12 protein-coding genes are annotated in these 13,723 nt (G+C 39.6%); 10 read left to right on the top strand and 2 right to left on the bottom strand.

Annotated elements, in window-relative coordinates:
• The first annotated feature begins 61 nt into the window (after window positions 1-61).
• The 4 genes from I593_RS08170 to apbC all read left to right on the top strand — a co-directional run bounded on the left by I593_RS08170 (window position 62) and on the right by apbC (window position 3,730).
• On the top strand, window positions 62-580 hold the full coding sequence (locus I593_RS08170) for a hypothetical protein (protein WP_051195112.1): 519 nt from the start codon (window positions 62-64) through the stop codon (window positions 578-580).
• A gap of 118 nt (window positions 581-698) precedes the next feature.
• Window positions 699-1,499, top strand: a complete 801-nt coding sequence (locus I593_RS08165; RefSeq protein WP_016167082.1) for a hypothetical protein — start codon at window positions 699-701, stop codon at window positions 1,497-1,499.
• Between the two features lie 142 nt (window positions 1,500-1,641).
• On the top strand, window positions 1,642-2,115 hold the full coding sequence (locus I593_RS08160; RefSeq protein WP_016167081.1) for a hypothetical protein: 474 nt from the start codon (window positions 1,642-1,644) through the stop codon (window positions 2,113-2,115).
• A 361-nt stretch (window positions 2,116-2,476) separates the two neighbouring features.
• Complete coding sequence (gene apbC, locus I593_RS08155) at window positions 2,477-3,730, top strand: iron-sulfur cluster carrier protein ApbC (protein ID WP_016167080.1); 1,254 nt, start codon at window positions 2,477-2,479, stop codon at window positions 3,728-3,730.
• A gap of 63 nt (window positions 3,731-3,793) precedes the next feature.
• Here apbC and I593_RS08150 read toward each other — a convergent pair whose 3' ends face one another.
• Window positions 3,794-4,333: a DUF2062 domain-containing protein gene (locus I593_RS08150; protein ID WP_016167079.1), complete on the bottom strand. Its 540-nt coding sequence runs from the start codon at window positions 4,331-4,333 to the stop codon at window positions 3,794-3,796.
• Between the two features lie 371 nt (window positions 4,334-4,704).
• Here I593_RS08150 and I593_RS08145 point away from each other — a divergent pair, with 371 nt between their 5' ends.
• From I593_RS08145 to I593_RS08120, 6 genes are all read left to right on the top strand, one after another.
• Complete coding sequence (locus I593_RS08145) at window positions 4,705-5,298, top strand: LysE family translocator (protein ID WP_016167078.1); 594 nt, start codon at window positions 4,705-4,707, stop codon at window positions 5,296-5,298.
• Window positions 5,299-5,425: 127 nt separating this feature from the next.
• Window positions 5,426-5,995 (top strand): dCTP deaminase, encoded by a 570-nt coding sequence (gene dcd, locus I593_RS08140; protein ID WP_004814752.1) that lies wholly within the window; start codon window positions 5,426-5,428, stop codon window positions 5,993-5,995.
• Window positions 5,996-6,272: 277 nt separating this feature from the next.
• Window positions 6,273-7,670 carry a hypothetical protein gene (locus I593_RS08135; RefSeq protein WP_016167077.1) on the top strand — a complete coding sequence of 466 codons (1,398 nt, stop codon included), beginning with the start codon at window positions 6,273-6,275 and terminating at the stop codon, window positions 7,668-7,670.
• A gap of 10 nt (window positions 7,671-7,680) precedes the next feature.
• Entirely contained in the window at window positions 7,681-8,298 is a 618-nt protein-coding gene (locus I593_RS08130) for a hypothetical protein (protein WP_016167076.1), read from the top strand.
• Window positions 8,299-8,321: 23 nt separating this feature from the next.
• Window positions 8,322-10,559, top strand: coding sequence for a DUF6160 family protein (locus I593_RS08125; RefSeq protein ID WP_016167075.1), 2,238 nt, complete (start codon window positions 8,322-8,324; stop codon window positions 10,557-10,559).
• A gap of 26 nt (window positions 10,560-10,585) precedes the next feature.
• Window positions 10,586-11,923 (top strand): hypothetical protein, encoded by a 1,338-nt coding sequence (locus I593_RS08120; RefSeq protein ID WP_016167074.1) that lies wholly within the window; start codon window positions 10,586-10,588, stop codon window positions 11,921-11,923.
• Between the two features lie 65 nt (window positions 11,924-11,988).
• Here I593_RS08120 and I593_RS08115 read toward each other — a convergent pair whose 3' ends face one another.
• Window positions 11,989-13,704 carry a proline--tRNA ligase gene (locus I593_RS08115; RefSeq protein ID WP_016167073.1) on the bottom strand — a complete coding sequence of 572 codons (1,716 nt, stop codon included), beginning with the start codon at window positions 13,702-13,704 and terminating at the stop codon, window positions 11,989-11,991.
• Window positions 13,705-13,723: the final 19 nt, after the last annotated feature.

Below are 13,723 nucleotides of genomic sequence, written 5' to 3'. Positions count from 1 at the left end.
CGCTTTGATATTTCTGATTTCTATCGTGTCCTCTTTTGCATTGCTGGTTGTAGGGATAACTATGTACCTTTATATAATTGGTTATTTCAAATTTGTTGAGGAACAATATCAAGAGAAATGGGATCGTTCTGTGCATATTGATCGGCAATATTTTCCAAATTTATTTGAACCTATCTTTTATTTTACGCGTCGTGATGGGGGGGACTCAGGTGCTTGGGTAATGGTATATCCACTTGATACGAAGACCAAACAAGCATTTTTAAAGCAATGGCAGGCCAGTGAAGCGAAAACAAGTCAAAGTATTGAATGCATAAAACCCACCATTAAAAAGCGGTGGCGTACAAGACATTCAAATATTCATTATGTCCAGCCTTCAGAGATGTATAGAGATCATCGTGATTTCAAAAACCATGACTCGTTTATTGTGTTCGGTTCAGAAAAGCAGATTAAAACAGTTGAACAGGGTTGTATGGAAACAGCATTCAAAGTCATTCCTAAGCAGGAAAAGGACAGCTATTACCAATATTGGGCAATCGCTGAGCAACAAAATCTACTATTTAGCGTGAATGAGCTGAAATGAAGGTGATCGAGAAGCAGTTATTTATTTAAATCGTTAAAACATATGACTTAAGCCTATAGATCAGGACAGAATCGTGGATAATAGTGCTATTGCATCCACTTAAATGAGCCAGCCGTCCATGATCGACGATGATTTTGATTTCGACCAACCCGTCACACGCATTAAGCAAAATGCAGATAATCAAAAACAATTGGGCAGCCATATCCTAAAAACTGCTGAGCAATATCTTGCTTCAATGGGTAGCCGACCTCATGCACAATTGCTCGAGTCGCTCCGTCAGCTTGAGTCTGAAGATCCGTATTTTGCAGTAATGGCCAATCAGCTTGAGTACGAAAGTGATGAGCCGATGGCCAATGACGTGCTCAATCTGTTGTATTTTTGGCAAATGGCCAATCAAAAAGAAGCGGCCATGGTTGAGTTTCAATTGCCTACTTTAATCCAAACCGACTATTTTCAAGCGGCTTTGCTTGAAGCTTACGACGCAATGGATTTGGGCACGTTTCAAGCTCAGCGCCGCAGCGTGATTGAAGAAACCTTCAAACTGTATCAACAGCAGTGTTATGCAGGTTGTATTACAGTTATTTATGGTCAAATTGAAGGCATTTTGACGGATGCGTTGATTGAGCATGGTTATTTACAGCAAAATCAAACCAAGTTTGTTGATGTCTATAAAATCGTGCCAGGTCTGAAAGGCCATGAAGTAAAAAGCTTATGGCATAAAGTTAAAATTGCCAGTGAAATCAATCCATATTTTCTGAGCCTTGAAGCCTTAAAAATGGATACCAGTTCAAGTGTTACTGCCAGCCGTCATAATATGGTACACGGTGCAGACGTCACTCATTTTACTCAGGCACGCAGTTTTATTCTGTTTATTTGGTTGTTTGCAGTCATCAGTTTTATCAGCACTTTAAAACGTTAATTTCTTCTATATGGGTATATAGGGTGGAGGTTAAATTGCTGCATCCTGTACAGCTATTGTTTCAATATGCTGTTTTGTATTTTATTCAATTCAGATCACGGTATAACTATAGACAGGTGCTATAACAGAAAAAGGTGTAAAAATGACCGTTGAAAATAAGATTGATGAAATAAAAGATAAGGCTGTGGAACTTGGCGATGACTTGAAACAAGCCGCAAAAGATGCACAAGCAGAAGGTGAAAAGGCAATTGGCGATTTAAAAAGTGCTGCGGTTGAAGTAAAACAAGATGCGGAACAAAAACTGGATGATGTGAAGCAGAAACTGGACGAGCAACAGGCTGCGGACCAAGATGCAGGTTTTGACAGTACCATTGATGATGCCAAAGCCAAATGGGCTGAAGTACAACATCAGGCGCAAGAAAAGTACGAGCATTTAAAAGCAGAAGCGAGTCATTTACTTGATGAAGCTAAGGTCAAATCAGCAGAGCTGAAACAGGAAGCTTCGGTCAAATTTGACGAATTAAAAGTTCAAGCAACAGAAAAGTTTGATGAACTGAAAAAAGCTGCAACCGATACCCTAAACAAATTTAAGAAAGATGATCACGATCAATCTTAATTTAATGAGTTGTTACAATCTCTCACTCGGCATGGATGTTGAGTGAGTTGAGCAATCAAAACTCATCCATTTGATCTAACAAATCTGATGATCAAGCACAGTTAGAAAATACAGTTTTTGTCTATTTCATGAACACAATCTATTACTTTGTCTTTATTCTTTTAGGCGATTACAAGGTGATGTATCAATAAAATAGGAACAGTCATTTGTATCTCCAGAATAGTTTTTTGTTTAAAATCTGACAAATTTACTCGGTTTTTAGTGATTGATTTCAAAAGCAACGTAGTACAACGCTTAACCTGATTGAAAATAACCGTTAAACTATGTCATTCAGCTGTATATCCAGACTTGGAGTAAATGTATGTCGTGGCTTTCTTCACTTAAATCCGTTTTTTCACCCGCTCAGGAGGTGAAAGAAGAAGAAATCCAGCAAGTTTTACAACAATATCTTCTGCCGAATTCAAATCACGCATTAAAAGACCGTATTTCGCAAATTAATGTGCAAGGTCGAGTCTTACAAATCACCATTAATACCTACCCTGAAGAAGCCGATCATTTACAGCAAATTCATGATGATCTGGCAGATGCCCTTGAAAAATGTGGCATTCAGGAACTCAATATGCATGTAATTCAGCAAAAAACAGGACATAAGGCGGGTGGTTGTGGACATGATCATGCCCAAGGTGAGAGTTGTTCTACGCCTGCCAAAAATGAAAAAAGTAATTTACCTCCAGTGATGGATGCCGCTGCATCGACTCAGACTGAAACAGAAACCGATCCGAATAATCCTCCAATTGCTAAAGCTGCACCACAGCAACGTGATGTACCTAAACACCCACGGATTCAAAATGTGATTTTGATATCTTCAGGTAAAGGTGGCGTTGGAAAATCTACGACAACGGTGAATCTGGCGTTGGCATTACAGCAATTGGGATTAAAAGTTGGTGTATTAGATGCTGACATTTATGGCCCAAGTATTCCTACCATGTTGGGTAATGCTGGTAAAACCCCAATGATTGAAGCGGAAAACTTTGTTCCGCTTGATGCTTATGGGCTTGCTGTACTTTCGATTGGGCATTTAACAGGCGACAATAATACTCCTGTGGCATGGCGTGGTCCTAAAGCAACAGGTGCATTAATGCAGCTATTCAATCAAACCTTATGGCCAGATTTGGATGTGCTAATGATTGATATGCCTCCAGGAACTGGAGATATTCAATTGACTTTGGCACAGCGTATTCCAGTGACTGGTGCGGTGATTGTGACTACGCCACAAAATGTGGCACTTCTGGATGCAACGAAAGGTATTGAGTTGTTCAACCGCGTGAAAATTCCAGTGATGGGTGTGATTGAAAATATGTCGACCCATATTTGCTCGAATTGTGGATTTGAAGAGCAAATTTTCGGTACAGGTGGGGGCGATAAATTGTCAGAGCAATATCACATTCCATTGTTGGGGCGTTTACCGCTTGATGCAGCCATCCGTGAAAATGCAGATGCAGGTCAGCCTTCTGTAATAGCAGGTGATGCAGCAGCAGAAAGTTATTTGGCGATTGCAGAAAAAATCGCGGCTCAATTAACTAAGTCAGATAGAGATAAAAATCGGATTTTCTAAAGTCTAAAAGGGGATGTTAGCAGCATCCCCTTTTTTACATAATGATTTTATCAGGGTGTTTTTTTAGGGATGAAATCTTTTATTCCATTTACGTAGAACTGACCAACGCCAAATAATACGTGTACAAATATATAGAACAAAAGCGCTTAACAAGGCTTCTAACACTAATCCTGTCACTAAAATTTTGGCCAGATGTAAATCAATATGACCATGCCCAAAGTTTTTAACCCAGTTTAAAATTTGGTGTAATACCCCTAAAATCATATCTTTATCAATCATATTGACGTGGAATATTTTGCTGCCTAGCCAAAAACCTAAATACAAAATTGGCACAACAGTAAGTGGGTTAGATAACCATGCAAGGGTTAAGCTTAGCGGTAGATTGACTTCAATGAGTAATACAGTCAGTACAATAAATACACTGTGAAACGGCACAGGTAGAATGCCCCAAAAAGTGCCAATAAAAACGGCATGGGAAATTGATTTTCGATTGACGTACCAAAGCACAGGATTCAAGGTGCGTTGACCAAAAATCCGCATAAACTTAAGTTGATTGACTTTTTCAGGAGAGGGAAGCCACGATTGGAAAAATTTCTTTGCCATACGAAATCAGCTTTTCAGGACAGGGTATTGTGCATGATTTAAGTGAAAAACGATAGTTGATTCACCTTTTTGCTATAAGGAACTGTGCTTTAGAGTTACATACCAAACTGAAAGTAAACTTAAAAAAACTGCTGAATCATGGCTTTAAATTGTATGGCACGACATAAAAATTAAATGAATTGTGACAAAAAATATAAAATATCTTCATAGCGTGACCCATAGGTTTTATTGGGTTTATTGTTATTAAAATGATGATTTTTATCGAATATGTTAAAGTCTTAAGAACTTTCCCGATTTTCCTTTACAATATTTTTTTTGCTATATTGAAACAATTCAACTACGCTTCATTTGCTCAAATGTGAGGTAAGGGTATGGTTTCTTTGTTCTTTATAGGGTTAGTGGTTTCTTTATTATTAACCCCAGGTCCTACTAATACTCTACTTGCTTCATCTGGTATTCAGGTTGGTATTCGAAAATCATTTCGTCTTATTCCTGCAGAAGCATTTGGCTATCTAATTTCTATCACCGTGTGGGGTATCATCATTGGTACCGTATCGCGTCATTATCCTGTCATTCCCACCGTCCTTAAACTTTTTAGTGCGAGCTATATTTTATTTTTAGCGATTAAACTGTGGAAAACGGCAGATGTAGAAGAAAGTTATAATCAACCGACCATTCGTGCTCGTGAGCTATTTTGTGCAACATTGTTGAATCCGAAAGCTTTGCTTTTTGCATCAGCTATTTTCCCCGCCGTGGTTTGGAGCAGTGTGGATGCTTACATTGCACATATGTTGGTATTTTTAATTTTAATTGTTCCTATTGCTTTTTTCTGGACTTTTATCGGTTCGATTTTGGCAACCAATCGAGTACGTTGGTTAACTAAATCTAATTTGCAAAAAACAGCATCGATTGTGTTGGTTAGTTTTTCTATTCCATTGAGTTATTCGGCATTATTAAGCCTTTAATTTTACGAGAGCGTAGTTGAATTCGCATTTTGAAAGCATGCTGGATCAACCCTGTCTGTATTTCCATTGCGGCTGAATTAAGTTAAAGTACAGCGCAAGAATTGCTTGAAGTTTTGGAAATAGAATAATGGCTATTAAGTCTGATCGTTGGATTCGCGAAATGAGCGAAAAACACGGCATGATTGAACCGTATGCGGAAAATCAAGTGCGTTTTGATGAGAATGGCGAAAAGCTCATTTCTTATGGCGTGTCGAGTTATGGCTATGATGTTCGTTGTGCACGTGAATTCAAAGTGTTCACCAATGTTCACTCTGCAATTGTCGATCCAAAACATTTCGATGAAAAAAGTTTTATTGATATCGAATCTGATGTTTGTATCATTCCACCAAACTCATTTGCCTTAGCGCGTACCGTGGAATATTTCCGTATTCCCCGTAATGTATTAACCGTGTGTCTGGGCAAATCAACCTATGCACGCTGCGGTATTATTGTGAACGTGACGCCGTTAGAACCTGAGTGGGAAGGTCATGTCACGCTTGAGTTTTCTAACACCACCAATTTACCAGCGCGTATTTATGCGGGCGAAGGTGTTGCGCAAATGCTCTTTTTTGAAAGTGATGAAGTATGTGAGACTTCCTATAAAGACCGTGGTGGTAAGTACCAAGGTCAAACGGGTGTAACTTTACCAAAAGCTTAATTTGTATTTGGTATGACATCCAAAAAACCTGTTTGTTCAATCAAACAGGTTTTTTTTATCGCTAAAAACACCTCAAGTTCTGAATCTTCATTCATCGGAAAATGTCGACATTTCCTGAGTTTTTTTTGCAATCGTGTAATTATTCAGCATAATGAGGGTTAAAAATGTCTTGGTGAAATGGACCTAATACGGAACATTTGACAGTAAAACAAAGCATAACCAAGTCTAGGATGAACAAAATAATGATGCGGAGCATCAAATAATAAGGAAGGTCGCGATGACGGATCGGCATACGACAATTTTGCGTAAAACATTGCTGGCGAGCATGATTGGGCTCTGTTGTTCTTATAGTTTTGCTTTAGAAGTACTTTCAGATCAGGTATTAAGTAATTCTACAGGTGAAGGCATTGCTATTCTGCCTGAAAATTTTAAAATGGTATTTCAAACTGCCGAAGATGGTTTGAGCGCGGCTCAGAATCAAAGTCGTTTAGCCAACCGAAACTATGACACAGGTTTTGTGCGTTTTATTCCAGTGGGGCCACTTTCAGACACGGCTAAAACTGCGGGTGCCAAAAAAGCAGATGTCTTCCTGTACGGTTTAGCGCTATCGGCATCCGATAATGATCTAAACTCTCGTTTCAGCAATCTGGGCTTCAATTGGGGGCAAGAAACCAATCCTTGGGTATTTAGTGTGAAGTCTATTAGTACTACTGCCAACCGCGTGGTATATGACTTTGCAGGAGTTGCACAAGATTTTAGTTATTTATCTTTAGAAGCCCCTTATGCACTTGATGGTGCTGCCAACACTGTAGCGGATAATAATATTAAATTAGGCTTGTGGGGAGACTTCTTTGCACGTAATCCTTTGGTTGCTGCAGCTGTCGATGCTAAAAACGGCGCACCTGCGAATTTAAATGGTTTAGACAGTCGTTTAAGACTGCAAATGGTGGCCAATGGTTTGTCTTTGAATGGATCTAATTTAAAGTTATTTCAGACTTTGGGAGGCGCAGCCAGCTCATCACTACCCACATCTTATAACAATACTTTAGGTTTGGCGGCACTCATTCGATTAAATACCAATGATAATCCAAGCACTGCAACTGAAGATAAATCCAAAGCATTGCGTATTAGTACAGCGGAAACCTTAGGCACAGATATAACCAATGATTTAACTACGCCTGCGATTTCTAAAACCTCTGCACCAAATTTTAATGCGAATGATGGCGTGTTTTTATATAGTCCAAATATTAATTTGGTGCTAGGAAGTGTTTATCAGCCTTTGATTGTTGATACCGCAGCAGATGGTCAAAACTTTGTGATTGAATTGACCCGTATTCCGAACAAAGCCAATGTTTATCAACAAATTTATACGGACTACACTGCATTGGCGAGTGGTGCGGCTTCAGCTTATAAGGGTTCAACCTGTAATGTTCAATACTGTGGTGATCCAATCAGTATGGGGCAAACTTATCAAGGCAATACAGCCACACACAGTAGTATCTCTATTGGTACGGTAGGTTTTACCAATAACAATAAATTTTTAAAAGCAGACACCAGTACCAATGCAGTAGGGGTGAGTTTTGTTACCCCAACAGGAACCAAGACCAATTTAGGATCCGCAGCGATCGATGGAATGTTAATTCAACATCTGAAAATTACGACGACAGGGCTATAAGGAGAAATAAATGAAACATTATATTTTTGCTGCCCTAATGTTAAGTTCTCAGAGTGCTTCGGCAGCCTTAGATGCATTAGATGCGAACCAATTATCGAATATACGTGGACAAGGTGGGGCAGATTTAAGTTGGTCATTTTCTTTAAATCATAACTTGCCGACCAATACTACCGAAGTCCCTTATGAGTATTCCTGTAATGGCGCAGGTAATGAATTTTGCCGTTTAGCCTTTAACGTGAGTAATCGTAAAGATGCCAGTGGAAACTTGTATTGGTTAGTTTTCAAAAAAATACAGGGCACAATTGCGATCGATAAATTTCAATTAGATGGCACCACTGTAACGACCAGTGCAGGCTATAAAACGGCGATGAAATTGACCTTTCTAGACGGTTATCCAATCCAGATTCGTAATTTTGGTTTTGAAGCACTGGCCATTGAAAAAGACTCAGGTACGAGTGATGCACAAAAAGGTTATTTAAAACAAACGACTTATAGTTCATCGCATGAGTCTGTGTTTGATCGTGGTTTAGAGACAGGCTTTACGGGCTTAAATATGCATGGAAATTTAGCCCTATCGGGAACAATGAAGTTTTTTAGCTGTAATTCTACTGCGACTTCACGTTGTTAATTCAATCACATAAGGAACTGTGAATGAGTACAAACAAAATTATAAAACTCAGTGTGTTGGCTTCGAGTGTTTTATTGGCGCAGCAGATTTATGCTTTAGAAGCACTGTCAGATCAAAGCTTGCGTACTGTTTCAGGGCAGGATGGAATTAGCTTAAGTTATGAAACTGACCGAGTCACCATTGACCAATTAAATTGGAAAGACAATACCAATTTCTCAAATGGTACTTCAGGGAATTTGAATCTTTCCTTGAATAATATTGAAGTGAGTAAAATTGATAATAATAAAATTGGCGGAAAAGTTAAGCTTGATGTGGGTACCAATGCTAATAAGACTGGAATGCGCATAGAGGCGGTGGTTAATCCTGCCAATATACATATTGCCAAAGTGGCTGTTTGCGGCGATGGCACACGTGGTGCAGATTGTGCGAACCAAAACACCTTGGGTGCTTTAACTTTGCAAAATCGGGCACCGATGAATTTTGTCTTAGAAACCCGAAGTGGTTTATTTAACTCAAAAGATAAAGCCTATTTGGAATTTGGCCTACAAAATGCCAATATTTTTCATACACTAAAAAATGGCAATGAATATAACCAATTTATTTTAAAAGATTTTAATTTTAATTTTAAAGGTACAGGTTATTTATATCTAGATGCCAATAAAGGCATGGTGTTATCGACTAACTCTCCAAATGCTTCGGACAGTACAGTGAATGAAGTTGTCCTTGAGCGTGTTCAAGACTTGGATAATCCAGGCAAGACTCGCCCTGGTTTTAATATTGATGTGCGGTATAAAACCAATGTCGGCAATGATGGAAAATTGTATACCGCCAATGAGAATACTGACCAACTCAATTCTATTATTCGTTTAGGTGCATCGGGACGACTCCGAGATGCAGAAATCTCTGTCAATGCTGATCGTACAAATTTGGGTGGAGCCGAAGGGGCTTCAACATCAAGTAATCAAATGACGGGTTCAACTGGATTGCACTTGAACGTGAAAACCAGTTTTACTCGTGATGAGAAAAATTCATCTGGTGTTGTGACTGCGGAAGGGACAAAATTTGAACTGGGACATACAGGTAAAAATTCCTATGCCATAGAGTTTGGGAATTTAACCCCCTTACAAATTCGTACTCAAAGCGGCGCGAGTTTAGTTGCCAACACTAATTTGGCTTATATTAATTTTGGTGACATTTATATTAATGCGGTACAAACCAAATCATTAGAGTTTGAAATTGGGCAAAATATTGCCAAATTATTAGGTAAGCAAGCAGGTATTGGTCGTTATAACTTAAGCAATAATGCGCAGAATGCTGTTGCGATTGCAGTACGGGGTATGGATTTCCAAGCCATTGCACGAAATGCTAAGTTTATTGCCAATAACGGTAATGATGCGAGCCATCAAATTACTTCCCAAAGTGCAACATGGGGGCTGGGCATTCCCATCTATAATTTGAATGCCAATTTAGGTTTATATGGTACAACTTATGGGGCAAATAATGCTGAAGCGATTGGTTTTGGTTTAACCATGTCCACACAGGGGCGTGATGCAGCAGGCACTAAAACGACCTCTATTATTCTGATTGATGGTGCACCAAATAGTTTTAATACTGCGGAAGAGGTGAACTATTATACTGGGCTACGCAATATTGATTTCTTCATGGATACGCAAGGCGTGCTTGCTATGGAGCAATCAGGTATTAAGCTAGACTTGCCTCGTTTAGTCATTGCAATGGGGGCTGAAATTGCATTGGGGCAATTACCGGGGAGTCGCTACGAGGCCGCTGCTTGTGCGAATGTCGCAACAACCAGCTTAAATTGTTTTGTTCCTGCCAATAGTTTTACCAATACGGATGATGTGTTATTTGGCTTGGCATTACGTTTGGACTCTTCAGCACAATTGAACATTTTACCCGGTACAGCAGCAGATAATCATTTGGCGATTCAGGGCAATATTAAGCTGAATGCTTCTGATGCTACCACCAATAAAAACTACCTGCATTTTACCAATGTGCAGGATAATGCCACCATTGGTTTTGACCGAATTCAAGGTGAGCTTGATTTGAATGCCAAAATTTTGGTAGAGAAGGATCAGGTTAAATTTAATAATAATATTCGCTTGAACCCGACTAATCAGGCAGCAGGTGTCTTAAAAGCCGATGTTAATTTATACCCGACAGCAGATCGCGCTCAGAATTTAGGCACAATGGTGTTTACTGGTGGGAATATTCGTAGCAGTTTTGGCATTACACCAAGATAAAAAGAATGAAAGGAATTTAAGTGGTCATGAAGACGAAATTATTATTAAGCATTTTACTGGCTACCGCTGTTACACCTGTCATGGCAAAGAGTTTGCAAAGCCTATCTGATCAGGAGCTATCGGATGTATCGGGTCAAGCTTTATTAACCTTGCAGTATTTACAGGGCACGACACAAACCGATCAAAAAGGGGATACTTATAATCAATCTAATATTGGTTTTTATAAGTTAGGTTTGGAAGCAGTTATGGAGTTGAATGCCAATATCAATAAATTGGCATTAGGCTGTGGTGGGGTCAACAACAGCGTGCGTGCCAGTAGTTGTGATATTGATATTGATAATATTTCTTTAAGTGGTTTACCTGCGAACGCAAATTATACTTCTGATGAACGAGCAGCAACTTCGGCTAAAATTACCAATCCATTTTTACAATTTGCGATAAAAAATCCAAGTTCGGCAGCGACGCGTGAAGTGGTGGGATTTCGAGTCAGTGCCGAGAAGATTTCAGGACTGATGACTTTGGGTACAGAAAACACGGCAACACCAAATGGAATTAACACTTTTAGTGGCTACATGAAGACTAAAACCGCCTCTGGTACAGCTGTAACTCAGGCACGTAACATGACGTATGTAGATACAGGGTTAACGATTAATGGTATTGTGCAAGGCCGATTATTGGGAAGTAGTTCTGGAACAACGTGTGTCGATGGTTTTTTAGACCCTTGTTATGATATTTCTTATACCTCGAATAATTATAATTTAAGCCTTTCTTCAACTTCGGCTCCTTTTACGATTAACTCTACCATTGTGTCGGGAACGAGACTAAAAGATGTAGTTTTAAAAGGCAGCGGGACAGTTGGGCAGATTGACTTTAGCGGACAATTAAAGGCAACAGTGGCTGGTTTTTTGAATTTGGATAAGCAGGTAACAGGCAACATTACAGGTTTGAAAACTGACATTACGGTCAATCAGAATTTGGGTTTAATTCATGCTTTATACTTAAATAACCCTGCATCCTTATCATTACAATCACAAAAGATCTTATGGCCGGGTGCCGCTGTTGCAGCCAATCAGGGGTGGTGGTTGTCTATGGAAGATGAAGTGGAATTGGGAAGTTTAAGTCCAACGACGCAAGTTGCGATTACCAATGAGGTGTTAAAGCAAACCATTGCTGGGATTAATAAAGACTTAACTGAAAACCCGCGAAATTGTGGAAATTTATTAACAGGATGTGTAGGCGGTTCTGCATTAGTGGTGGGTAATGTACCTATGAATAGCACGACTTTGGATTTCCCACTGACCAACTTAACCTTGCAAGGGCAAAATTTCCGTTCCAACTGTTTTGGTGGCATGAAATTTTGTTAATTCAGTTTTAAGTTTTAACATAAAAAATCCCGCAACTTGCGGGATTTTTTATTCTAAGGAAAAAATTACTTGGCAATTTTTGCTAATAATTCATCTTTAGAAATGTTTACAGATTCGGCATCGGTACGGCCTTTATATTCAAACGTACCTGCATCCAGACCTTTCTCGCCAATCACGATACGGTGTGGAATACCTGTTAACTCAAGATCTGAGAATTTTACACCTGGACGTTCATTACGATCATCGAGTAATACATCATAACCCGCAGCAGTTAACTCCGCATATAAAGCTTCAGCAGCTTCTAAAGTACGCGGAGATTTGTGTGCATTCATCGGCACAATTGCGACTTCAAACGGTGCAATTGCTGCTGGCCAAATGATGCCTTTCTCATCAAAATTCTGTTCAATTGCAGAAGCCACCACACGGGTAACCCCAATGCCATAACAACCCATAGTGACAGTAAATGGTTTGCCATCTTCGCCCAATACCTTGCAGCCTAAAGCTTCTGAGTATTTTTGACCCAATTGGAAAATATGACCAACTTCAATTCCGCGTTTAATTTGCAGCGTACCTTTGCCGTCTGGAGATGGATCGCCTTCAACCACATTACGTAAGTCATAAACTTCGGTGAATTGAGCATCACGTTCCCAGTTTACGCCAGTTGCATGTTTGTCTGCTTCATTGGCACCCGCTACAAAGTCAGACAGTACCGATGCAGCACGGTCAACAATTACCGTTAAACCTTTTTCAACTAAACCTTGTGGTCCACAGAAACCAGCAGTTAAACCAAACGCTGCAAGTTGCTCGTCTGTTGCAAATGTTAATGGCGATGCAATGAGTGGGTGCTTCTCAGCTTTAATTTCATTCAGCTCATGATCGCCACGCAAGAATAAAGCGATAACTGGAGTTTGACCGTTCTCATCTGTTACACCTTGTACCAACAATGCTTTAACAGAGTGTGCAGGATCAGAATTTAAGAATGCAGAGACATCTGCAATGGTTTTCTGATTTGGTGTATCGACAATTTCCAACGCTTGGGTTGGAGCAGCGCGTTCACCGACCAATATTGCTTCAGCCATTTCAATGTTGGCTGCATAGTCTGATTCGGTTGAGAAAGCGATATCATCTTCACCGCTTGAAGCCAAAACGTGGAATTCATGTGAACCTGAACCACCAATTGAACCTGTATCCGCTTGTACTGGACGGAAATCCAAACCTAAACGGGTGAAAATGTTGCAATAGGTTTGATACATTAAATCATAAGTTTCTTGCAAAGAGGCTTGATCTGCATGGAAAGAGTAAGCATCTTTCATAATGAATTCGCGTGAACGCATTACACCAAAGCGTGGACGAATTTCGTCACGGAATTTGGTCTGAATTTGGTAGAAATTAATTGGTAATTGCTTATAACTTTTTAATTCATTACGTGCTAAATCTGTAATCACTTCTTCATGGGTAGGGCCCAAAACGAAAGGATTATCGTGACGATCTTTAAAACGTAATAATTCTGGACCGTATTGTACATAACGACCAGACTCTTCCCATAGGCTGGCTGGTTGTGCTACGGGCATGAATACTTCAAGTGAGCCTGAACGGTTCATTTCTTCACGTACAATCGCTTCAACTTTATTTAGCACACGTACGCCCATCGGCAGCCAAGTGTATAAACCTGAAGCCAATTTACGAATCATGCCCGCACGGAGCATAAGTTGATGTGAAATAACTTCAGCATCGTTTGGGGTTTCTCTTAACGTTGCAAATAAAAAGCGACTCGCGCGCATGAATACTGTCCTAATATTA

Origin of the sequence: Acinetobacter tandoii DSM 14970 = CIP 107469, from assembly GCF_000400735.1 — a bacterium.
In the GTDB taxonomy this organism is placed as follows: Bacteria; Pseudomonadota; Gammaproteobacteria; order Pseudomonadales; family Moraxellaceae; genus Acinetobacter; species Acinetobacter tandoii.
This window is presented reverse-complemented; position numbering and strand designations above follow the sequence as displayed.

Excerpts from the sequence above, each read along its gene's own strand:
- I593_RS08150 (WP_016167079.1), bottom strand. The coding sequence starts at position 4,333 with ATGGCAAAGAAATTTTTCCAATCGTGGCTTCCCTCTCCTGAAAAAGTC.
- I593_RS08115 (WP_016167073.1), bottom strand. The coding sequence starts at position 13,704 with ATGCGCGCGAGTCGCTTTTTATTTGCAACGTTAAGAGAAACCCCAAAC.
- apbC (WP_016167080.1), top strand. The coding sequence starts at position 2,477 with ATGTCGTGGCTTTCTTCACTTAAATCCGTTTTTTCACCCGCTCAGGAG.
- I593_RS08120 (WP_016167074.1), top strand. The coding sequence starts at position 10,586 with ATGAAGACGAAATTATTATTAAGCATTTTACTGGCTACCGCTGTTACA.
- I593_RS08145 (WP_016167078.1), top strand. The coding sequence starts at position 4,705 with ATGGTTTCTTTGTTCTTTATAGGGTTAGTGGTTTCTTTATTATTAACC.
- I593_RS08170 (WP_051195112.1), top strand. The coding sequence starts at position 62 with ATGTACCTTTATATAATTGGTTATTTCAAATTTGTTGAGGAACAATAT.
- I593_RS08165 (WP_016167082.1), top strand. The coding sequence starts at position 699 with ATGATCGACGATGATTTTGATTTCGACCAACCCGTCACACGCATTAAG.
- I593_RS08125 (WP_016167075.1), top strand. The coding sequence starts at position 8,322 with ATGAGTACAAACAAAATTATAAAACTCAGTGTGTTGGCTTCGAGTGTT.
- I593_RS08160 (WP_016167081.1), top strand. The coding sequence starts at position 1,642 with ATGACCGTTGAAAATAAGATTGATGAAATAAAAGATAAGGCTGTGGAA.
- I593_RS08130 (WP_016167076.1), top strand. The coding sequence starts at position 7,681 with ATGAAACATTATATTTTTGCTGCCCTAATGTTAAGTTCTCAGAGTGCT.
- I593_RS08135 (WP_016167077.1), top strand. The coding sequence starts at position 6,273 with ATGACGGATCGGCATACGACAATTTTGCGTAAAACATTGCTGGCGAGC.
- dcd (WP_004814752.1), top strand. The coding sequence starts at position 5,426 with ATGGCTATTAAGTCTGATCGTTGGATTCGCGAAATGAGCGAAAAACAC.